Source organism: Pseudomonas sp. CP4 (assembly GCF_047758505.1).
Taxonomy (GTDB): domain Bacteria; phylum Pseudomonadota; class Gammaproteobacteria; order Pseudomonadales; family Pseudomonadaceae; genus Aquipseudomonas; species Aquipseudomonas fluorescens_AO.
The window spans coordinates 3930965-3950536 of record NZ_CP180489.1 but is presented as its reverse complement, the minus strand read 5'-3'; the positions used below and the strand labels follow the sequence as shown (position 1 = coordinate 3950536).

At 60.5% G+C, this 19572-nt stretch carries 19 protein-coding genes; 5 read left to right on the top strand and 14 right to left on the bottom strand.

Translation table 11 applies throughout. From position 1 onward, the window contains the following. Positions 1 to 56 precede the first annotated feature (56 nt). The 3 genes from ACMYUN_RS17620 (at position 57) to coq7 (ending at position 2084) form a co-directional block, all read left to right on the top strand. Entirely contained in the window at positions 57 to 845 is a 789-nt protein-coding gene (locus ACMYUN_RS17620; RefSeq protein ID WP_039757750.1) for an SDR family NAD(P)-dependent oxidoreductase, read from the top strand. A gap of 56 nt (positions 846 to 901) precedes the next feature. Next, positions 902 to 1240, top strand: coding sequence for a histidine triad nucleotide-binding protein (locus ACMYUN_RS17615; protein WP_017128660.1), 339 nt, complete (start codon positions 902 to 904; stop codon positions 1238 to 1240). Between the two features lie 196 nt (positions 1241 to 1436). Next, on the top strand, positions 1437 to 2084 hold the full coding sequence (gene coq7 / locus ACMYUN_RS17610; protein ID WP_039757746.1) for a 2-polyprenyl-3-methyl-6-methoxy-1,4-benzoquinone monooxygenase: 648 nt from the start codon (positions 1437 to 1439) through the stop codon (positions 2082 to 2084). Positions 2085 to 2195: 111 nt separating this feature from the next. On the opposite strand, the gene speD is transcribed toward coq7, so the two are convergent. Further along, positions 2196 to 2990 (bottom strand): adenosylmethionine decarboxylase, encoded by a 795-nt coding sequence (gene speD / locus ACMYUN_RS17605; RefSeq protein ID WP_024014530.1) that lies wholly within the window; start codon positions 2988 to 2990, stop codon positions 2196 to 2198. A gap of 237 nt (positions 2991 to 3227) precedes the next feature. Next, positions 3228 to 3650 (bottom strand): OsmC family protein, encoded by a 423-nt coding sequence (locus ACMYUN_RS17600; RefSeq protein WP_016772921.1) that lies wholly within the window; start codon positions 3648 to 3650, stop codon positions 3228 to 3230. Between the two features lie 235 nt (positions 3651 to 3885). Here ACMYUN_RS17600 and crp point away from each other — a divergent pair, with 235 nt between their 5' ends. Then, positions 3886 to 4530, top strand: coding sequence for a cAMP-activated global transcriptional regulator CRP (gene crp, locus ACMYUN_RS17595; protein ID WP_016772920.1), 645 nt, complete (start codon positions 3886 to 3888; stop codon positions 4528 to 4530). Positions 4531 to 4539: 9 nt separating this feature from the next. On the opposite strand, the gene ACMYUN_RS17590 is transcribed toward crp, so the two are convergent. The 4 genes from ACMYUN_RS17590 to ACMYUN_RS17575 all read right to left on the bottom strand — a co-directional run bounded on the left by ACMYUN_RS17590 (position 4540) and on the right by ACMYUN_RS17575 (position 7863). Continuing rightward, positions 4540 to 5241 (bottom strand): biotin/lipoate A/B protein ligase family protein, encoded by a 702-nt coding sequence (locus ACMYUN_RS17590; RefSeq protein ID WP_129997720.1) that lies wholly within the window; start codon positions 5239 to 5241, stop codon positions 4540 to 4542. A 136-nt stretch (positions 5242 to 5377) separates the two neighbouring features. Next, positions 5378 to 6214 (bottom strand): indole-3-glycerol phosphate synthase TrpC, encoded by an 837-nt coding sequence (gene trpC / locus ACMYUN_RS17585; RefSeq protein ID WP_415761265.1) that lies wholly within the window; start codon positions 6212 to 6214, stop codon positions 5378 to 5380. Continuing rightward, complete coding sequence (gene trpD / locus ACMYUN_RS17580; RefSeq protein WP_039757740.1) at positions 6211 to 7260, bottom strand: anthranilate phosphoribosyltransferase; 1050 nt, start codon at positions 7258 to 7260, stop codon at positions 6211 to 6213. The genes trpC and trpD overlap by 4 nt, the downstream gene beginning before the upstream one ends. Before the next feature lie 9 nt (positions 7261 to 7269). Further along, positions 7270 to 7863, bottom strand: a complete 594-nt coding sequence (locus tag ACMYUN_RS17575; RefSeq protein WP_039757738.1) for an aminodeoxychorismate/anthranilate synthase component II — start codon at positions 7861 to 7863, stop codon at positions 7270 to 7272. Between the two features lie 407 nt (positions 7864 to 8270). On the opposite strand from ACMYUN_RS17575, the gene estP reads away from it, so the two are divergent. Further along, a complete protein-coding gene (estP, locus tag ACMYUN_RS17570; protein WP_415761264.1) occupies positions 8271 to 10178 on the top strand; it encodes an esterase EstP in 1908 nt (635 codons plus the stop codon). Positions 10179 to 10351: 173 nt separating this feature from the next. On the opposite strand, the gene trpE is transcribed toward estP, so the two are convergent. From trpE to ACMYUN_RS17530, 8 genes are all read right to left on the bottom strand, one after another. Continuing rightward, the gene (gene trpE, locus ACMYUN_RS17565) at positions 10352 to 11833 is read right to left on the bottom strand and encodes an anthranilate synthase component I (RefSeq protein WP_415761263.1); all 1482 of its coding nucleotides are present in this window, start codon (positions 11831 to 11833) and stop codon (positions 10352 to 10354) included. A gap of 70 nt (positions 11834 to 11903) precedes the next feature. Continuing rightward, complete coding sequence (locus ACMYUN_RS17560; RefSeq protein ID WP_041476686.1) at positions 11904 to 12722, bottom strand: phosphoglycolate phosphatase; 819 nt, start codon at positions 12720 to 12722, stop codon at positions 11904 to 11906. After that, entirely contained in the window at positions 12719 to 13393 is a 675-nt protein-coding gene (rpe, locus tag ACMYUN_RS17555) for a ribulose-phosphate 3-epimerase (RefSeq protein ID WP_415761262.1), read from the bottom strand. The genes ACMYUN_RS17560 and rpe overlap by 4 nt, the downstream gene beginning before the upstream one ends. Before the next feature lie 114 nt (positions 13394 to 13507). Next, positions 13508 to 14656, bottom strand: a complete 1149-nt coding sequence (locus tag ACMYUN_RS17550; RefSeq protein WP_039757733.1) for an iron-containing alcohol dehydrogenase — start codon at positions 14654 to 14656, stop codon at positions 13508 to 13510. Positions 14657 to 14869: 213 nt separating this feature from the next. Then, a complete protein-coding gene (locus tag ACMYUN_RS17545; protein ID WP_016772909.1) occupies positions 14870 to 15694 on the bottom strand; it encodes an ABC transporter permease in 825 nt (274 codons plus the stop codon). A 12-nt stretch (positions 15695 to 15706) separates the two neighbouring features. Next, positions 15707 to 16954 carry an ABC transporter permease gene (locus tag ACMYUN_RS17540; RefSeq protein WP_415761261.1) on the bottom strand — a complete coding sequence of 416 codons (1248 nt, stop codon included), beginning with the start codon at positions 16952 to 16954 and terminating at the stop codon, positions 15707 to 15709. A gap of 277 nt (positions 16955 to 17231) precedes the next feature. Then, complete coding sequence (locus ACMYUN_RS17535) at positions 17232 to 18275, bottom strand: ABC transporter substrate-binding protein (RefSeq protein ID WP_415761259.1); 1044 nt, start codon at positions 18273 to 18275, stop codon at positions 17232 to 17234. A 48-nt stretch (positions 18276 to 18323) separates the two neighbouring features. Beyond that, complete coding sequence (locus tag ACMYUN_RS17530) at positions 18324 to 19448, bottom strand: ABC transporter ATP-binding protein (protein ID WP_039757731.1); 1125 nt, start codon at positions 19446 to 19448, stop codon at positions 18324 to 18326. Positions 19449 to 19572 lie beyond the last annotated feature (124 nt).

The window sequence follows — 19572 nt, the reverse complement described above, 5'->3', positions numbered from 1 at the left end:
GCTCTTCGCCGCGACAACCGCGTCGCCGGCGCGGAGCTGTTGCGATGGAGAACTGCATGACCCGTTACGCTCTGATCACTGGCGCTTCCAGCGGCATCGGCCTGGCCATGGCCGAAGCACTGGCCCGGCGCGGCCGCAGCCTGATTCTGGTGGCACGACAGCGTGATCAGCTGGAAAGTATCGCCATCGAGCTGACCCAGCGCTTCGATGTCGAAGTGTTGTTTCGTGCCTGCGATCTCGGCGAACCGTTACGCCTGTCCGGCTTTTTGCTGGAGTTGGAAGAAGGCGACCGGCAGATCGATCTGCTGGTCAATTGCGCCGGCATCGGCACCTGCGGGCCCTTTCTCGCGCAAGACTGGATGACCGAGCAGGACCTCATAGAGGTCAATATCCTCGCCCTCACCCGCCTCTGCCATGCGCTGGGTAACAGCATGGCGCTGCTGGGCGGCGGGCAGATTCTCAACGTCGCCTCGGTGGCCGCGTACAGCCCCGGCCCGTGGATGAGCACGTACTACGCCAGCAAAGCGTATGTGCTGCATTTTTCCGAAGCCTTGCGCGTGGAGCTCAAACAAAGCGGCGTGAAAGTCTCGGTACTGTGCCCCGGGCCCACGCGCACACCGTTCTTCCGTACGGCGCAGATGACTAGCGAGAAGATCGAAAGCAGCCACTCGCTGATGAGTCCGGAAGAAGTGGCGCTGCATGCCGTACGTGCATTGGAAAAAAACCGCGCGATCATCATTCCGGGACGACGCAACCGCTGGCTGGCGTTCCTGCCGCGACTGGGTTCGCGCTGGCTTAACCGGACGATTGTCGGCATGGTCAATAAAGCTTACTGCCCCCGCTAGCAAGACAACTTCGCAGCGGTACACTCATTTCAGCCCAACTCAACGGAGAAGCAGCAGTGGATACTCTGTTCACCAAGATCATCAACCGGGAAATCCCGGCGAAGATCATTTACGAGGACGACCAGGTTCTGGCCTTCCACGACATCGCCCCCCAGGCTCCGGTGCACTTTCTGGTGATCCCGAAGAAACCGGTGCGCACGCTCAACGACCTGACCGAAGACGACAAGGCGCTGGCCGGGCACATCCTGTTCACCGCCCAGCGTCTGGCGCTGGAGCTGGGATGCGAAGAGGGCTTCCGCGTGGTGATGAACTGCAATGAACTTGGCGGGCAGACTGTCTATCACATTCATATGCACGTGCTGGGGCAGCGCCAGATGAATTGGCCGCCGGGCTGATTGGCGACAACTAACTGTGGGAGCGAGCCTGCTCGCGAAGGCGCCGATACATTCAACACTTCAGTATCCGATAATCCGCTTTCGCGAGCAGGCTCGCTCCCACAAAAAAGCCTGACCGCCCAGCAAGTGACCCAGCGCAAACCCTCGCCGGCCGATTCGGTTAAACTGGCCGCCGAGATTCTTCCCGGAGGTCAGCATGACTACCCAACGTCACTACTCGCCCATAGACCGTCTGCTGCTGCAAGCCGATGCCGCGATGCGCACGCTGTTGCCCTTCAGTGGCCAGCCGTACCGCCCGTCGCCGGCGATTCTGCAGCCGGATACGCAGATGAGCGATGAAGACACCCGCCATGTCGCCGGTCTGATGCGCATCAACCACACCGGTGAAGTTTGCGCCCAGGCGCTGTATCAGGGCCAGGCGCTGACGGCCAAGTTGCCGCAGGTACGCGAAGCCATGGAGCACGCGGCTGAAGAAGAGGTCGATCATCTGGTCTGGTGCGAGCAGCGCATCCATCAGCTGGGCAGCCACACCAGCGTGCTGAATCCACTGTTTTACGGCATGTCGTTCGGCATCGGCGCGGTGGCCGGGCTGATCAGTGACAAGGTTAGTCTTGGTTTCGTTGCGGCGACCGAGCATCAGGTGTGCAAGCACTTGAACGAACATTTGGAGCAATTGCCGGCCGAAGACGAGAAGTCCCGGGCGATTCTCGAGCAGATGCGTATCGATGAAGAACACCATGCGGAAAGTGCCCTGGATGCGGGCGGGTTTCGTTTTCCGGCGCCGGTGAAATTCGGCATGAGTTTGTTGGCGAAGGTGATGACCAAGAGTACTTATCGGATCTGAGATCTGTGTCGGTGCTGATGTCCTCTTCGCGAGCAGGCTCGCTCCCACAGGGGTTTTGTGTGAGGCATGAAAAAGGCGACCAGGAGGTCGCCTTTTTTGTGTCCGGTAATCTTAGGTCGGCATGTTGCGCGCGTAGAAGATTTCCAGCATTTCGTGTTTCACACGGTCGGTCACCTGGGCACGTTGCTCGGGCGAGAGGTTGCTGGTCGCGTCGCCGAACAGGTAGTTGTCCAGTTCGAAGTTCTTCAGCAGCATTTTGGTGTGGAACAGGTTTTCCTGGTACACGTTCACGTCGGTCATCTGGTACGCGTCGCGGGTGTCTTCGGAGAGGTAGTTCTGGATCGAGTTGATCTCGTGGTCGATGAAGTGTTTGTTGCCTTCAACGTCACGGGTGAAGCCGCGCACACGATAATCCACGGTCACGATGTCCGAATCGAACTGGTGAATGAGGAAGTTGAGCGCTTTGAGCGGTGAAATGACACCACAGGTCGACACGTCGATATCCACACGGAAGGTCGCAATACCGTCGTCCGGATGGATTTCCGGATAGGTGTGCACCGTGATGTGGCTCTTGTCGAGGTGGGCCAGAATGATTTCGGGCAACGGGCCCGGCGATTCTTCGATCTGGCTGTCAGTCGGGGTCACCGGCTCTTCCGAAATCAGAATCGTGACGCTGGCGCCCTGGGGTTCATAGTCCTGACTGGCGATGTTCAGAATGTTGGCACCAATGATCTCGACAACTTCTGTGAGAATCTGCGTCAGGCGTTTCGCGTTGTACTCTTGATTGATGTACTCGACGTAAGCCTGCTGGTCTTGCGGGGTCTCCGCGTAGCAGATGTCATAGATGTTGAAGCTCAAGGTCTTTGTCAGGTTATTGAACCCGTGGAGCTTGAGTTTGCTTTTCACCGTTAAAAACTCTCTATGTATGCGGCGCGGCCGCGTGATCAAGCATGCCCGTCAAGTGCGAACAACGCACCTGCGTAGGACGGTTAACACCTCTTCGCGATGGCGATTTTGGTTATCTGTTCAGGCGGATGACCCGTCGGCTGACCGATCACTGCCCTGAAAAAAGTGGCGCATTATGCAGACGTCAGCGGGGGATCGCCAGAGTCTGCACTGCTTTTATGATAGTTGAATGTCGGTTCAGCCGAGTTCAACGATTTCATAGTCGTGGGTAATCGCCACGCCAGCCGCGCCGAGCATGATCGACGCCGAGCAATACTTCTCGGCCGACAGTTCGATGGCGCGCTTGACCTGAGCTTCCTTCAGACCGCGGCCCTTGACCACGAAATGCATGTGGATCTTGGTAAAGACCTTGGGATCTTCAGTCGCACGCTCGGCGTCGAGGAAAGCCTCGCAGCTTTCAACGGCCTGACGCGACTTCTTCAAGATGCTGACCACGTCGAAGTTGCTGCAACCGCCGACACCCAGCAAAAGCATTTCCATCGGACGAACCCCGAGGTTACGGCCACCGGCGTCCGGCGGGCCGTCCATCACCACGACATGACCGCTGCCGGATTCGCCGAGGAACATGGCTTCGCCAGCCCATTGGATGCGTGCCTTCATCGCCCAGACTCCACTGTAAAAAAAGGGTCGCCAGCTTAGCACAGCACTTTGTCCCGACAGGAACGACGTCCTAGGACGGATGCTTTCTGGCTGTAGGTAATTTCTCGAATTTTCGACGAAGTGTCTGGTAAGCTGGCGCCAATTCGCTGGTGCCCATTCGTCAGCCCTGTAGCGACCGCCTTCAGCGCCTCATAAAAACTCAAACATCACCGTGCAGTCTTTTCGGGATACAACCATGGTTGCTATTACCCCCACACCCAAAATCAAGAACATCGACAAGCTGTTGATGCATTGCCAGCGCCGGCGTCACGCGGCCAAGAGCAACATCATCTGCGCCGGCGATCGCTCGGACACGCTGTACTTCATCATCAAGGGTTCGGTGACCATCCTCATCGAGGACGACGATGGTCGCGAGATGATCATCGCCTACCTCAACGCCGGGGATTTCTTCGGCGAATTGGGTCTGTTCGAGCAGGCAGGTCAGGAGCAGGAACGCAGCGCCTGGGTGCGGGCCAAGGTCGAATGTGAAACCGCAGAAATCAGTTACGCCAAGTTCCGCGAACTGTCGCAGCAGGATCCAGACATTCTTTACGCGCTCAGCGGACAAATCGCACAACGCCTGCGCAATACCACGCGCAAAGTCGGTGACCTCGCATTCTTCGACGTCACCGGTCGAGTCGCCCGCTGTCTGTTGGAGTTGTGCAAACAGCCGGACGCCATGACTCACCCGGACGGCATGCAGATCAAAGTCACCCGTCAGGAAATCGGTCGAATCGTCGGTTGTTCGCGAGAGATGGTCGGCCGCGTGCTCAAGGATCTGGAAGAACGCAATCTGGTCGACGTGAAGGGCAAGACCATGGTGGTCTTCGGCACGCGTTGAGCCCGTGAATCAAGGGCTGTAAATCTGCGCCAGCATCAAACGAAACAATTCATCGAGACGCGCCAGCGCCTGTGGCGCGTTGAATTTTTCATGCAGGGCGATATGGCTTTGCGCCCTCACCCGCTGCTCCAGGCCGCAGGCTTCATTGAAACGATTGACCGCGGCGACCATTGACTCGCGTTCGTCTTCCATCAGCATCGCCCCATGCACCAGGCCCACCGGACGTTGTCCGCCCTGGCTCTGACGCCAGCGCTGGGCGGTGCCGACCATCTTGCGGCCGTCGAGATTGACGTTGAAGCGGCCATCGCAGAACGCACCGTCGATTTCTCCCACCGACGAGGTGCCACCCAACTCATCCAGTAACTGACAGATCGGATCGCACAGACGGCGGTAGCCGGTTTCGATGCGGTTCAGATCGCCTTCGCTGCGAGGCGGGGCATACACCAAGGCGATGTTGATGGTTGCAGCGGATTGCGGGACGGGCTCGCCGCCGGTCTCGCGCAACAGCACCGGCCAGCCAGCGGCAGCGGAGACTTCGCAGGCGTGGTCGAATTGCGCGAGACGGTTGAGGCGGCGCGGCATGACCAGGGCGCGGTCGGTGGGTTGCCAGAACAGCAGGCCAAATTCGGCGTCGCCAGCGCAGACCGAGGCCAGCAAGTCCTGTTCGGCTTGCAGGCCGGATTCGATGGTCAGAGGGGTTGGCAGCGACATCGATAACTCCGGAAGATCTGGAATCTTTAGAGGTTATGAGGACGTCTTCGCGAGCAAGCTCGCTCCCACAGGGAAATGCATTCCAAATGTGGGAGCGAGCTCGCTCGCGAAACGGTCGACTCGGTCTGAAAGAATATCAGTCGAGGGTCGACCCGCTGATCGGCACACCACGCTCCGGAAAGAACAAGCGCTGCAATTCAACGCCAGGGTTTTCCGCGCGCATGAACGCTTCGCCGACCAGGAACGAGTACACATCGCTGATTTCCATCAGCTCGACGTCGGCCCGATTGAGGATGCCGCTCTCGGTGATCACCAGGCGATCGCGCGGGATGCGCGGCAGCAGGTCGAGGGTGGTTTCCAGGCTGACATCAAAAGTATGCAGGTTGCGGTTGTTGACCCCGACCAGCGGCGTGTCGAGGGTTTTCAACGCGCGCTCAAGTTCGTCACCGTCGTGCACTTCCACCAAGACGTCGAGACCGACGCCTTTGGCCACCGCGGCCAGCTCGGCCATCTTCACGTCGTCCAGCGCGGAGACGATCAGCAGCACGCAATCGGCGCCCAGCGCGCGGGCTTCAACGATCTGGTACGGATCGATCATGAAGTCCTTGCGGATCACCGGCAATTTGCAGGCGGCGCGCGCCTGTTGCAGATAGGCATCGGCGCCCTGGAAGTAATCGATGTCGGTCAGCACCGACAGACAGGTCGCCCCGCCCTTCTCGTAGCTCTTGGCGATGTCGGCCGGCACGAAGTCTTCGCGGATCACGCCTTTGCTCGGCGAGGCCTTTTTGATTTCAGCAATCACCGCCGGTTGTTTCTTCTTCGCTTGCGCCAGCAATGCCTGGGCAAAACCACGGGGTGCATCGGCCGCCTTGGCCAGACTTTCCAGCTCGCTCAGGCTGACCCAAGCGCTGCGCTCGGCGACTTCCTCAACCTTGCGCGCCAGAATGTTTTCCAGAACCGTCGGTACACTCATCCTTCATTCTCCACTTTGAATACCGCGGTAAAGGCACCCAGCTCCTCGAGCTTTTCTCGAGCGAGGCCGGTGTGCAGCGCGTCGTGCGCCAGCTCCACACCCTGTTTCAGACTGCTTGCCAGGTCGGCGGCATACAGCGCCGCACCGGCATTGAGCACAATCATCTCGGCAGCTTTCTGGCCGTTTTCGGTTTTGCGCTTGCCGAGGGCATCACGGATCAGCGCCAGCGAAGCTTCCGGGCCTTCGACCGACAGGCCGTGCAGGCTCTGGCTCTTCATGCCGAGGTCTTCCGGTTCGACCCAATACTCAGTGATTTCGTTGTTCTTCAGCTCGGCGACAAAGGTCGGCGCGGCGAGGCTGAATTCATCCAGACCGTCCTTCGAATGCACCACCAGCACGTGCTTGCTGCCCAGCCGCTGCAAGACTTCGGCCAGTGGCCGGCATAGCGTCTGGGTGAACACGCCGACGACCTGATGTTTCACACCGGCCGGATTCGTAAGCGGGCCAAGCATGTTGAACAACGTGCGCAGGCCGAGTTCGCGGCGCGGGCCGGCGGCGTACTTCATCGCTTTGTGATGGGTCTGGGCGAACATGAAACCGATGCCGACGTTGTCGATGCAGCGCGCGACCTGTACCGGAGTCAGATTCAGGTAAATGCCGGCAGCTTCCAGCAGATCGGCGCTGCCGCTCTTGCCGGACACTGCGCGGTTGCCGTGCTTGGCCACGGTGCAACCGGCCGCCGCGACAACAAAGGAAGACGCGGTCGAGACGTTGAAGATGTTCGCACCGTCACCGCCGGTACCAACCACATCGACCACGCCATCGAGGGTTTTCAGCTGGACCTGATCGGCCAGCTCGCGCATCACCGACACCGCGCCGACAATTTCGTCGATGCTCTCGCTCTTCATGCGCATGGCCATCATGAACGCGCCAATCTGCGCTTCGGTGCACTGGCCGGTCATGATCTCGCGCATTACGTCACGCATTTCCTCGGTGCTCAGGTCGAGATGCTCGACGATACGGCTCAGGGCTGTCTTGATATTCATGGGAAGTCCTTAGCGCGTGCCGCCGGTTTGTTTGAGGAAATTGGCAAACAGTTCATGACCCTGCTCGGTGAGGATCGATTCGGGATGGAACTGTACGCCTTCGATGTTCAGGGTCTTGTGACGCAGGCCCATGATCTCGTCGACCGAGCCGTCATCGTGCTGGGTCCATGCGGTCAGCTCGAGGCAATCGGGCAGGCTGTCGTGCTTGACGATCAGCGAGTGGTAACGGGTAACGGTGAGTGGATGATTGAGGCCGGCGAACACGCCCTTGTCCTCGTGGAATACCGGGCTAGTCTTACCGTGCATGACTTGGCGGGCACGCACCACATCACCGCCGAAGGCCTGGCCGATGGACTGGTGGCCGAGGCAAACGCCGAGGATCGGCAATTTGCCGGCGAAGTGCTTGATCGCGTCGATGGAAATGCCTGCCTCGGTAGGCGTGCACGGCCCGGGGGAAACCACGATGCGCTCGGGATTCAGCGCCTCGATTTCGGCGATGGTCAGTTCGTCGTTGCGCACCACTTTGACCTCGGCACCCAGCTCGCCGAGGTATTGCACAACGTTGTAGGTAAAGGAGTCGTAGTTGTCGATCATAAGCAACATGGCGTTTCGAACCTCTTGAATTCTGACTTGATGACAGCCTTCAGATGACTTGCCCGCAGGGCGCTGCGCGATGTCGGACGCGCAGAGAGCGCCAGCACAGCGGCATTTCAAACAGACAAGGAAGGCAAAGCGATACAGATCCGGCGGAGCCGGCAGAGAAGATTCAGGCGCGCCAACGCCAGCGGGCGTGTGCCTTGATGACTTGATCCAGGAGTTTGCTGGTGATCAACACGGGGAAGGTCTCGTTCATACGTTCCGGCACAGTAACTTAGCTGGGCGGACCGTGCAATATGGCGGGGCCTGCGGGTTATAAAACGGCAGAAGGATTCGCGACCGATGGCAAAATGCCGAACGTTTTTGGTACTGTCGTTTCGTTCACCTACAACAATAAATAAACGGACTTGCTCATGATCAGACAGACGTTGTTTGTACCGCTGGCCAGTTGCTTGCTCGCACTGGGGTGCGCCCAGGCCAATGCGGCGCCCAATCCTTATTCCAGTTTCATTGTGTTCGGCGACAGCCTCAACGATGCTGGGACCTTCGCCGACACCGGCGGCCCCGCGGGTTCCACCGAGCGCTACACCAACCGCACCGGGCCGGTGTATCAGAACGGCAGCGGCGAAGTTTATTCGTTGAATTCCACGCAACTGCTCGGTGCCCGCCTGGGCTATTCGCCTGACCAGACAGCCTCCTCCAGTTCTGCGGTGCGCGCGGCAAACGGTCAGCCCGACGGCAACAACTGGGCGGTCGGCGGTTATCGCACCGACCAGATTCTCGACTCGATCACTACCCAGTCGGCCACTGGCGAACGTACGCGGCCCGGTTACCTGCCTTCGAACGGCCTGCGCGCCGACCCGAATGCGCTGTATTACATTTCCGGTGGCGGCAACGACTTCCTCCAGGGCCGCATTCTCAGCCTGCCCCAGGCCAACGCCGCAGCCGATCGCCTGGCCGACAGCGTGCAAACCCTGCAGACCGCCGGCGCCAAATACGTGATGGTCTGGCTGCTGCCCGACGTGGGCCTGACCCCGGCCCTCAATGGCACGCCGCTGCAAGCATTCAGCAGCACCCTCGCCAACCAGTTCAACAGCCAGTTGGTGACGCGCCTGCAGGGCATCAATGCCGAAGTCATTCCGCTGAATATTCCAGTGCTGCTCTCGGAAGTCTTCGCCGACCCGGGGCGCTTTGGCCTGGCCACCGACCAGAACCTCACGGCGACTTGCTTCAGTGGCAATAACTGCCCGGAAAACCCCCGCTACGGCATCAACAGTGCTACGCCGGATCCGACCAAGCTGATCTACAACGATGGCGTGCACCCGACCGAATCCGGGCAGAAACTCATCGCCGATTACGCCTACTCTCTACTGGCAGCGCCGTGGGAACTGAGCCTGTTGCCGGAAATGGCCCACGGCACTGTGCGTGCGCATCAGGATGAATTGCGTAACCAATGGCAGGCGGACTGGGAGAACTGGCAAGCGGTCGGCCAATGGCGCGCGATTGTCTCGGCCGGCGGACAACGTCTGGATGTCGACAGCCAGAGCAGCGGCGCCAGTGCCGATGGCAGTGGTTACAACCTCAACGTCGGCGGCAGCTATCGCCTGAACGAGGCTTGGCGCGTGGGCGTAGCGGCCGGTTTGTACCGACAGAATCTCGAGGCCGGGCACAACGATTCCGACTACAAACTCAACAGCTACATGGCCACCGCGTTTGCCCAGTTCCAGCAGAACCGCTGGTGGGCCGACGCGGCGCTGACCGGCGGCAAACTCGACTACGACAACCTCAAGCGCAAGTTCGACCTCGGCGCCAGCGAGGGCGCGGAGAAAGGCGATACCGACGGCAGCCTGTGGGCGTTCAGCACGCGTCTCGGCTATGACATTGCGCAACCGGGCAGCCAATGGCACCTGTCGCCGTTTGTCAGCGCCGATTACGCCAGTGTCGATGTCGACGGTTACTCGGAAAAGAGCAACCGCGCCACCGCGCTGACCTTCGATGACCAGAGCCGCGATTCAAAACGCCTGGGCCTGGGCATCCAGGGCAAGTACAACTTCACCGCGCAAACCCAGGTGTACGGCGAATACGCCCACGAGCGTGAGTACGAAGATGACGTGCAGAAGGTCAACATCGCACTCAACACCCTGCCGGCCAATGACTTCACCCTGGAAGGCTACACACCGGCAAGTCACCTGAACCGCTTGAGCCTCGGTGTCAGTCACAAGCTGACGGCGGATCTGGCGCTGCGTGGCGGTTATACGTTCCGCAAGGACGATGACTTCAAGCAGCAGGGAGTGAATGTCGGGGTCGTGCTGGATTTCTGAGTCGTAGATGCAAAAAAGCGGCGCCTGACAGGGCGCCGCTTTTTTTATGCCTCAACACAAAACCCAATGTGGGAGCGAGCCTGCTCGCGAAAGCGCTGGGTCAGTCAATATCAACGGTGACTGACATCCCATCTTCGCGAGCAGACTTGCTCCCACATGGGAAATTGCGTGGATCAGGCGTCCGGGGTCTGCTCGGCCAACGCCACGGCGCGGAACATCGCGCGGCGTTTGTTCAGGGTTTCTTCCCATTCCAGCGCCGGCACCGAGTCGGCGACGATGCCGCCGCCGGCCTGCACGTGCAATTCACCGTTCTTGATCACCGCCGTGCGAATGGCAATCGCGGTGTCCATGTTGCCGTTCCAGGCGAAGTAACCGACCGCACCGCCGTACACGCCACGCTTGACCGGCTCCAGTTCATCGATGATTTCCATCGCACGAATCTTCGGCGCGCCCGACAAGGTGCCCGCTGGCAGAATCGCCCGCAGTGCGTCCATCGCGGTCAGTCCTTCTTTCAACTGGCCGGTGACGTTGGAGACGATGTGCATCACATTGGAATAACGCTCGATGACCATTTTCTCGGTGAGCTTCACCGAACCGATTTCCGAGACTCGCCCGGTATCGTTGCGGCCCAGATCGATCAGCATCAAGTGCTCGGCGATCTCCTTGTCATCCGAGAGCAGATCCTGCTCCAGCGCCACATCGGCTTCTTCGGTGGCGCCGCGTGGGCGAGTGCCGGCGATCGGGCGCACGGTGATCAAATTGTCTTCAACACGCACCAGCACTTCCGGCGAACTGCCGACGACGTGGAAATCGCCGAAGTTAAAGAAGTACATGTACGGCGTCGGGTTGAAGCACCGCAGCGCGCGGTACAGATCGATCGGCGCAGCCTTGAAGTCGATCGACATACGCTGCGACGGCACCACTTGCATGCAGTCGCCGGCAAGGATGTATTCCTTGATGGTGTCGACGGCTTTTTCGTAATCGTCCTGAGTGAAACTGGAACGAAACACCGGATCGGCCGCTTGCTGTTTGCTGAAATCCAGGCCACGACGCGGGGTGATCGGCTGACGCAGTTGCTCGAGCAGTTCCTGCAACCGCGCCTGGCCTTGTTCGAAGGCATCGGCCTGCGCCGGGTCGGCGAGGACGATCGCGTGCATCTTGCCGGCCAGATTGTCGAATACCACGACAGCGTCGGAGACCATCAGCAGAATGTCCGGCACGCCCAGCGGATCCGGGTTCGGGCATTTGCCCAGACGCTTCTCTACATAACGTACACAGTCGTAACCGAAGTAGCCGACCAGACCACCGTTGAAGCGCGGCAGGCCGGCGATGGTCGGCACGTTGAAGCGCGCCTTGAAGGTTTCGACGAACGCCAGCGGGTCTTCAACCTCGTGGCTCTCGGTCTCGACGCCATCCACGCTGATGCTGACGTGATGGTCGTGCACCCGCAGCACAGTGCGGCACGGCAGGCCGATGATCGAGTAACGGCCCCATTTCTCGCCGCCCTGCACCGATTCGAGCAGGTAGGAGTTGGGCTGGTCGGCCAGTTTCAGGTAGATCGACAGCGGCGTGTCGAAGTCGGCCAGGGTTTCGCAGGCCAGCGGGATGCGGTTATAGCCGTCAGCGGCCAGACGCAGGAATTCTTCGCGATTCATAAGGTGCCTCGTGGTGTGAGGTGCAATCAGTCAGGTATGCAAACGCGCCGGCAGGGCCGGCCAGAATCAGTCAGGCGCGCCAACGCCAACGGGCCAGGGCCTTGATGACTTTCATCCAGAGTTTGCGGGTGACCACCACGATGGCGTTTCCAGAAGGGGGTTGAACAGCGTCGGGCAACGTTATCCCACCGGCCAGATCCAGGCAACCGGGAATTAGTTTGCGCAAATCGTCGATCACCAGCGCCGGCGATTCCTCGGCAATCGGCCGGCCATGGTTGTAGCCATAACTGAGCGCCACACATTTGACCCCCGCCGCTTTCGCCGCTTGCACATCGCTGCGCGAGTCGCCGACGAACAACGATTGCGAGGCCGGAATATTGGCCATTTTCATCACGAAAAACAGTGCTGCCGGGTCAGGCTTCTTCTGCGGCAGGGTATCGCCGCCGATGATCCACTTGAAGTAGCGACCGATCTTCATCTGATCGAGCAGCGGCGCGACGAAGCGCTCGGGCTTGTTGGTGATCAGCGCCATGGCCACGCCTTGCTTGTGCAGCCACTTGAGCGTGTCGCGCACACCGGGATAGACCACGGTCAGCTCATGGCTGGCGCCGTACGCCTCCATGAAAATCTCCAATGCGCGCTCGGCTTCAGCGTCATCCACAGCCGAATGATCGATGCCACCGGCCAAGGCCCGACGCACCAGCACCGGCGCGCCATTGCCGACCCATTCGCGCACTGCTTCGATGCCCGCCGGCGGACGGCCGAGGGAGAGCAGCATGGTGTCCACCGCCGCCGCCAGGTCGGGAACCGAATCGATCAGCGTGCCATCCAGATCGAACATCACCAACCGTGGCAGTTGCCCCGGGAACAACTGCTCAAAACCGCTCATGGGCGTGCCAGTGCCAGTTCGGAACGCATCTTGTCGATGACTTCCTGATAGTTCGGCGCGTTGAAAATGGCCGAACCGGCGACGAAGGTGTCAGCGCCGGCAGCGGCGATTTCGCGGATATTGTTGACATTGACGCCGCCGTCGATTTCCAGACGGATGTCGCGGCCCGAGGCATCGATGATGGCGCGCGCTTCACGCAGCTTGCCGAGGGTGCCGGGAATGAACTTCTGCCCGCCGAAGCCCGGGTTGACGCTCATCAGCAGGACCATGTCGACCTTGTCGATCACGTACTTGAGCACGTCCAGCGGAGTCGCCGGATTGAACACCAGGCCGGACTTGCAGCCGCCTTCACGGATCAGCTGCAGCGAGCGATCGACGTGCAAAGTAGCTTCGGGGTGGAAGGTGATGTAGGTCGCGCCGGCTTCAATGAAGTCGCCGACGATGCGGTCCACCGGGCTGACCATCAGGTGCGCGTCGATCGGCGCGGTGACGCCGTACTTGCGCAGCGCCGCGCAGACCATCGGGCCGATCGTCAGGTTCGGTACGTAGTGGTTGTCCATGACATCGAAGTGGACGAAGTCGGCGCCGGCGGCGAGAACGTTGTCCACTTCCTCGCCGAGGCGGGCGAAGTCGGCGGAGAGGATCGACGGAGCAATTACGAAGGGCTGCATGACGCACCTGTGCTGAGCTAAATCACGATGGCGCGCATTGTATACCTCAAGTTTCCACGCGCGCACCGGGACCGCGATGATTGGGTTGTGCCATGAGCCCTCAGCGACCGCGCCTCAGTAAGCCGCGCGGTAGATCTTCTCGATATCGCCGGCGCTGAGTTTGCGCGGATTGTTGCGCATCAGCCGCTCGATGCCGGCGGCCTCCACGGCCATCGCCGGGATCGCTTCCTCCGGCACGCCGAAACTGCGCAGCCCGGCAGGGATTTCCACCGCCGCGCACAGGTCGGTCATGGCCTGCACGGCTTTGTCCGCTGCTTCGCTGACGCTCAGATGAGCGGTCTTCACGCCCATGGCTTCGGCAATATCCTGCATGCGTTCGACGCAGGCCATTTTGTTCCAGGTCATCACATAGGGCAGCAGCAAGGCGTTGCTGACGCCGTGGGCAATGTTGAAGCGCCCGCCCAACGGATACGCCAGCGCATGCACCGCACCAACGCCGGCATTGCCGAACGCCATGCCGGCCATCAGGCTGGCGGTGGCCATGTCTTCGCGCGCTTGCAGGTTGGCACCGTTGGCGTAGGCCTTGGGCAAGGCGCTGGCGATCAACTTGATCGCGCCAATGGCGAGGGAGTCGGTGATCGGCGAGGCATTCACCGACAGATAGGATTCAATGGCGTGCACCAGTGCATCGACACCACTGGCGGCGGTGACGCTGCGCGGACAGGTCAGGGTCATTTGCGGACTGACCAGCGCCACGTCCGGCAGCAGATAGTCGCTGACGATGCCTTTCTTCAACTGCGCGACCTTGTCCGAGAGGATCGCCACGTTGGTGACTTCAGAGCCAGTGCCGGCGGTGGTCGGAATGGCAATCAGCGGCGGGCCTTTGCGCGGCACCTGATCGACGCCGAACAGATCTTCCAGCGCGCCGTGGTAACCGGCGTAGGCGGCGACACTCTTGGCAATGTCGATGGCGCTGCCTCCGCCAAGGCCGATCAAACCGTCATGCCCGCCCTCGCGATAGGCGCGCATGCAGTCTTCGACGATGGCGATTTCCGGATCGGGCAGCACACGGTCGAAAATCTCGTACTCGCGCCCGCCGAGTTGCACCAGCGCCAGCTCGACGGTCCCGGACTTGACCAGCGCCGCGTCGGTGACGATCAGCGGGTTGTCGACATCAAGGCGCGTGAGCTCGGCGGCCAGTTGCTCGATGGCTGCGGCGCCGGTGATCAGTTTGTGAGCGATTTTGAACTGGGACAGACTCATGGTGCGCAGCCTCTTATAGATGTGGGAGCTGGGCACAAGATTAGCTGGGGATTTGGGGTTGTCTGCTATTCAGGTCATGAATGACCAACGGATAAACTGTAGGAGCTGCCGAAGGCTGCGATCTTTTGATCTTGATCTAAAAGCAAAATCAAAAGATCGCAGCCTTCGGCAGCTCCTGCAGAGGACGATTCGGTTCCGGCAGAGGGGCTGGTGTCAGACCTGCGCGGTACGCAGTTTCTCGCTACGCCCGCGCAGCCATTCAAGGGTCAGAAGCAGGATGACGGAGAAAGCAATCAGCAACGTCGCCGCAGCGGCAATCGTAGGGCTGAGGTTCTCGCGAATGCCGCTGAACATCTGCCGAGGCAATGTCGCCTGCTCGGGCCCGGCAAGAAACAGCGTTACGACCACTTCATCGAACGACGTCGCAAAGGCAAACAGCGCCCCGGAAATCACCCCCGGCGCAATCAGCGGCAAGGTCACCCGGCGGAACGCCGTCAGCGGTGAAGCCCCGAGACTCGCAGCGGCACGCACCAGATTGTGATTGAAACCCTGCAACGTCGCCGAAACCGTGATGATCACAAACGGCACGCCCAGCACCGCGTGCACGACAATCAGCGAAAAGAAGCTGTTGCCCAGTCCCAACGGCGCGAAGAACAGATAACTCGCCACGCCGATGATCACCACCGGCACCACCATCGGCGAGATCACCAGCGCCATCACCAGCGACTTGCCGGGGAAGTCGCCACGGGTCAGGCCGATCGCCGCCAGCGTGCCGAAGATCATCGCCAGCACCGTTGCCGCCGGGGCGACGATGATGCTGTTTTTCAGTGCGCGCATCCATTCCGCCGAGGCGAAGAAGTCGTGGTACCACTGCAGCGAGAAACCCTGCAGCGGATAGACCAGAAAACTCCCCGAGTTGAACGACAGCGGAATAATCACCAGCACCGGCAGGATCAGAAACAACAGGATCAGGCCGCAGAGAATCCGCAGGCTGTAGAACCACACCCGTTCGATGGGCGACATGTAAGGACTCAGCATCGCAAATTCCCCTTAGCTCAGGCGCAGGCGACTGGCGCCGACCAGCCAGCTGTAGATCAGATAAAGCACCACGGTCGCCAGCAACAGCAGCCCGCCGAGCGCGGTGGCCATGCCCCAGTTGATGCTGGTGTTGGTGTAGAAGGCGACGAAGTAGCTGACCATTTGGTCGTTCGGGCTGCCGAGCAGCGCCGGGGTGATGTAGTAGCCGATGGCGAGGATGAACACCAACAGGCAGCCGGCGCCGACACCAGCATAGGTCTGCGGGAAGTACACCCGCCAGAAGCTGGCGAACGGATGGCAACCGAGGGAAATCGCCGCGCGCATGTAGGTCGGCGAGATGCCTTTCATCACGCTGTAGATCGGCAGAATCATGAACGGCAGCAGGATGTGCACCATCGAGATGTAAACGCCGGTGCGGTTGAACACCAGTTCCAGCGGTTTATCGATGATGCCCATGGCCAGCAGCGCACTGTTGATCAGGCCGCCGGATTGCAGCAGCACGATCCACGCGGCGACGCGCACCAGAATCGAAGTCCAGAACGGCAGCAGCACCAGGATCATCAGCAGGTTGCTTTGGCGCGAAGGCAGATTCGCCAGCAGATAAGCCAATGGATAGGCGAGCAACAGGCAGATCACGGTGATGACCAGGCCCATCCAGAAGGTGCGGGCGAAAATGTCGAGGTAGATCGCCTGATCCGGGGTGGCCGGAGCCAGTTCGCCGAGGTCATCGATGCGGTGATCGACCGCCGCCAGCAGGTAATACGGAGTGATGCTGCTGGTGTTGCGTTTCACCGCTTGCCAATAAGCCGGATCGCCCCAGCGTTCGTCGAGCGCTTCCAGCGCTTCCTTATAAGAAGCCGGTTCGTTGGCGAACGGCAGCGCCCGGGCGGTTTTGGTCAGCAGGCTGCGGTAGCCGGCCAACTCCATATTCAAGCGCTTGGACAGATCGCCCAGCGTCTGGTTTTTACGGGCTTCGGCGAGGTCTTCGCTGGCCGCCTTGTACACCGGCTCGGCGGGCAGACCACGGCCGTCCCAACTGGCGATGGCGGTGACAGTGCGCGGCATGCCGCCAACCACTTCCGGGTTGCCGACGCTTTTGTAGAGCAGCGCCACGATCGGCACCAGAAACACCAGCAACAGAAACAGCACCAGCGGCGCAATCAGCGCCTGGGCTTTCCAGCGGTTGACCCGCTCGGCGCGCTTGAGCTTCTGCTTCAAGGTGGGGCTGGCGCCCTCGTTCAGGGGAACGGCGATGGCCATGACGTACTCCGCAAATCTTTGATCGTTACAGAGGTGGCGAACCACCTCTGTTGTGTTGGAACACTGCTACCTGTGGGAGCGAGTCCTCCTGTGGCAGCGAACCTTTGTGGCGAGGGGATTTATCCCCGTTCGGCTGCGCAGCAGTCGTAAAACCTGAGAATGCGGTTTACCTGACCCACCGAGCGGGTATGGCTTCGGGGCTGCTTCGCAACCCAACGGGGATAAATCCCCTCGCCACAAAAGCGCCCTTGCCATCTCCATACAGGTAAAACAGTGGTTATTTCGCCGCCCAGGAATTGAAGCGCTGCTCCAGTTGCTCGCCGTTGTCAGCCCAGAAGCTGACGTCGATCTGCACCTGGTTGGCGATGTTTTCCGGGGTGGTTGGCATGTCCTTCAGGACATCCTTGGCCAGCAGCGGCACAGCCTGGGTGTTGGCCGGGCCGTAGGCGATGTTTTCCGAGTAGGTCTTCTGCTGCTGCGGCTGCACGGAGAAGGCGATGAATTTCTTCGCCGCGTCCGCGCGCTTGGCGTCCAGGCCTTTCGGGATCGCCCAGGCGTCGAAGTCGTAGATGCCGCCGTTCCACACGACTTTCAGGTTGGATTCTTTCTGCACCGCAGCGATGCGACCGTTGTAGGCCGAACTCATGACCACGTCACCGGAAGCGAGGTATTGCGGCGGTTGCGCGCCGGCTTCCCACCACTGGATGCTCGGTTTCAGCTCGTCGAGTTTCTTGAACGCGCGATCCTGACCGCCCTTGCTCGCCAGCTCCTTGTAGACGTCTTTCGGCGCCACGCCGTCGGCCATCAAGGCGAATTCGAGGGTGTACTTGGCGCCTTTGCGCAGGCCGCGCTTGCCCGGGAATTTCTTCGTGTCCCAGAAATCCGCCCAACTGGTCGGTGCGGTTTTCAGCTTGTCGGCGTTGTAAGCCAGCACGGTCGACCAGACGAAGAAACCTACGCCGCACGGCTGAATGGCGCCTTTGACGTAGTCTTCGGTCTTGCCGAACAGCGCAGGATCGAGCTGCTCGAACATGTCTTCGTCGCAGCCACGGGACAGCTCTGGCGATTCAACTTCGACCAGATCCCACGACACGCTCTTGGTGTCGACCATGGCTTTGACCTTGGCCATCTCGCCGTTGTATTCGCCGGCAACGATCTTGCCATTACCCGCCGCTTCCCACGGTGCATAGAAGGCTTTGACTTGCGCCGCCTTGTTCGCCCCGCCAAACGACACCACGGTCAAGTCCGGGCCGGCGGCCATTGCGCCGGTCGCACCCATCAGGCCCAGAGTCAGGGCGGTGAACTTCAGGGATCTCAACATTTATTGTTCTCTCCACGTGCAGGGTTGGTGTTGGTATTGCCGGGGCGCTTAGTGCGCCTCTAAAAGCGGATCAAGCGCGCGAACGTGCTCGACCTGCCAGCCAAGCGGAACCACGTCGCCGACAGCGAGCGCGGGATCGAGCTCGGCAATCGGTTGCTTCACGAAGAAGTCGGTCTTGCCGCAGACTTCCAGGCGCACCCGGACGTGGTCGCCCAGATAGATGAATTCCGCCACCCTCCCTGAGAAGCGGTTGACGCATTGATCGCTCGAACCGTTGAGACTGACGCGCTCCGGACGGATCGACAGGGTCACTGGCTCGCCGGTCTGGCCGACGTTGACCGCCAGCGCCTCGACCTTTTCGCCACGGCCCAGTTCGACCACGCAACGCTCGCCGCTCTGGCTGAGCAGGCGGCCGTTGAGACGGTTGTTCTCGCCGATGAAGTTGGCGACAAAGGTGTTTTTCGGCTCTTCGTAAAGCGTGCGCGGCGGCGCGATCTGCTGGATCTCGCCCTGATGGAACACGGCAACGCGATCGGACATGGTCAGCGCTTCGCCTTGGTCGTGAGTCACGTAGACGACGGTCACGCCGAGGCGCTGGTGCAGGTGCTTGATCTCCATCTGCATGTGTTCACGCAGTTGTTTGTCGAGTGCGCCGAGCGGCTCGTCCATCAACACCAGTTGCGGCTCGAACACCAGCGCGCGTGCCAGTGCCACACGCTGCTGCTGACCACCGGACAGCTGCGCCGGATAACGCGAGGCGAAGGCATCGAGCTGAACCATGCTGAGGACTTTCTTCACCCGCTCGCTGACGTCGCTTTTGTTCAGGCCACGCACGGACAGCGGAAAAGCGAGGTTTTCGGCAACGGTCATGTGCGGGAACAGCGCGTAATTCTGGAACACCATGCCGATGTCGCGCTTGTGCGGCGGCACGTTGTTGATCGAACGCCCGGCCAGCAGAATCTCGCCGGCGGTCGGCGTCTCGAATCCGGCGAGCATCATCAGGCTGGTGGTCTTGCCCGAACCGGACGGCCCGAGCAGGGTGAGGAATTCGCCTTTGCGAATGTCCAGGTTGAGGTCTTTGACGATCAGGTTCTCGCCGTCGTAGCTCTTCTGCACACCACGAAAGCTGACCAGCACATCACCGGTCCCTGCGTTTGTATCGACCTGGCTCATACCCACACCTTTGTTGTTGATGACTGCTTGTTCATCAAGCCTAGTGGCTGGCGGCGGCCACGCAAATCGGGGCGCAGGAGAGAATCGCTTAAGCGTAATGGAAGGCTGGGGGTAGGGATTGCCC

Excerpts from the sequence above, each read along its gene's own strand:
- ACMYUN_RS17620 (WP_039757750.1), top strand. The coding sequence starts at position 57 with ATGACCCGTTACGCTCTGATCACTGGCGCTTCCAGCGGCATCGGCCTG.
- coq7 (WP_039757746.1), top strand. The coding sequence starts at position 1,437 with ATGACTACCCAACGTCACTACTCGCCCATAGACCGTCTGCTGCTGCAA.
- ACMYUN_RS17600 (WP_016772921.1), bottom strand. The coding sequence starts at position 3,650 with ATGAAGGCACGCATCCAATGGGCTGGCGAAGCCATGTTCCTCGGCGAA.
- crp (WP_016772920.1), top strand. The coding sequence starts at position 3,886 with ATGGTTGCTATTACCCCCACACCCAAAATCAAGAACATCGACAAGCTG.
- ACMYUN_RS17590 (WP_129997720.1), bottom strand. The coding sequence starts at position 5,241 with ATGTCGCTGCCAACCCCTCTGACCATCGAATCCGGCCTGCAAGCCGAA.
- trpC (WP_415761265.1), bottom strand. The coding sequence starts at position 6,214 with ATGAGTGTACCGACGGTTCTGGAAAACATTCTGGCGCGCAAGGTTGAG.
- trpD (WP_039757740.1), bottom strand. The coding sequence starts at position 7,260 with ATGAATATCAAGACAGCCCTGAGCCGTATCGTCGAGCATCTCGACCTG.
- ACMYUN_RS17575 (WP_039757738.1), bottom strand. The coding sequence starts at position 7,863 with ATGTTGCTTATGATCGACAACTACGACTCCTTTACCTACAACGTTGTG.
- estP (WP_415761264.1), top strand. The coding sequence starts at position 8,271 with ATGATCAGACAGACGTTGTTTGTACCGCTGGCCAGTTGCTTGCTCGCA.
- trpE (WP_415761263.1), bottom strand. The coding sequence starts at position 11,833 with ATGAATCGCGAAGAATTCCTGCGTCTGGCCGCTGACGGCTATAACCGC.
- ACMYUN_RS17560 (WP_041476686.1), bottom strand. The coding sequence starts at position 12,722 with ATGAGCGGTTTTGAGCAGTTGTTCCCGGGGCAACTGCCACGGTTGGTG.
- rpe (WP_415761262.1), bottom strand. The coding sequence starts at position 13,393 with ATGCAGCCCTTCGTAATTGCTCCGTCGATCCTCTCCGCCGACTTCGCC.
- ACMYUN_RS17550 (WP_039757733.1), bottom strand. The coding sequence starts at position 14,656 with ATGAGTCTGTCCCAGTTCAAAATCGCTCACAAACTGATCACCGGCGCC.
- ACMYUN_RS17545 (WP_016772909.1), bottom strand. The coding sequence starts at position 15,694 with ATGCTGAGTCCTTACATGTCGCCCATCGAACGGGTGTGGTTCTACAGC.
- ACMYUN_RS17540 (WP_415761261.1), bottom strand. The coding sequence starts at position 16,954 with ATGGCCATCGCCGTTCCCCTGAACGAGGGCGCCAGCCCCACCTTGAAG.
- ACMYUN_RS17535 (WP_415761259.1), bottom strand. The coding sequence starts at position 18,275 with ATGTTGAGATCCCTGAAGTTCACCGCCCTGACTCTGGGCCTGATGGGT.
- ACMYUN_RS17530 (WP_039757731.1), bottom strand. The coding sequence starts at position 19,448 with ATGAGCCAGGTCGATACAAACGCAGGGACCGGTGATGTGCTGGTCAGC.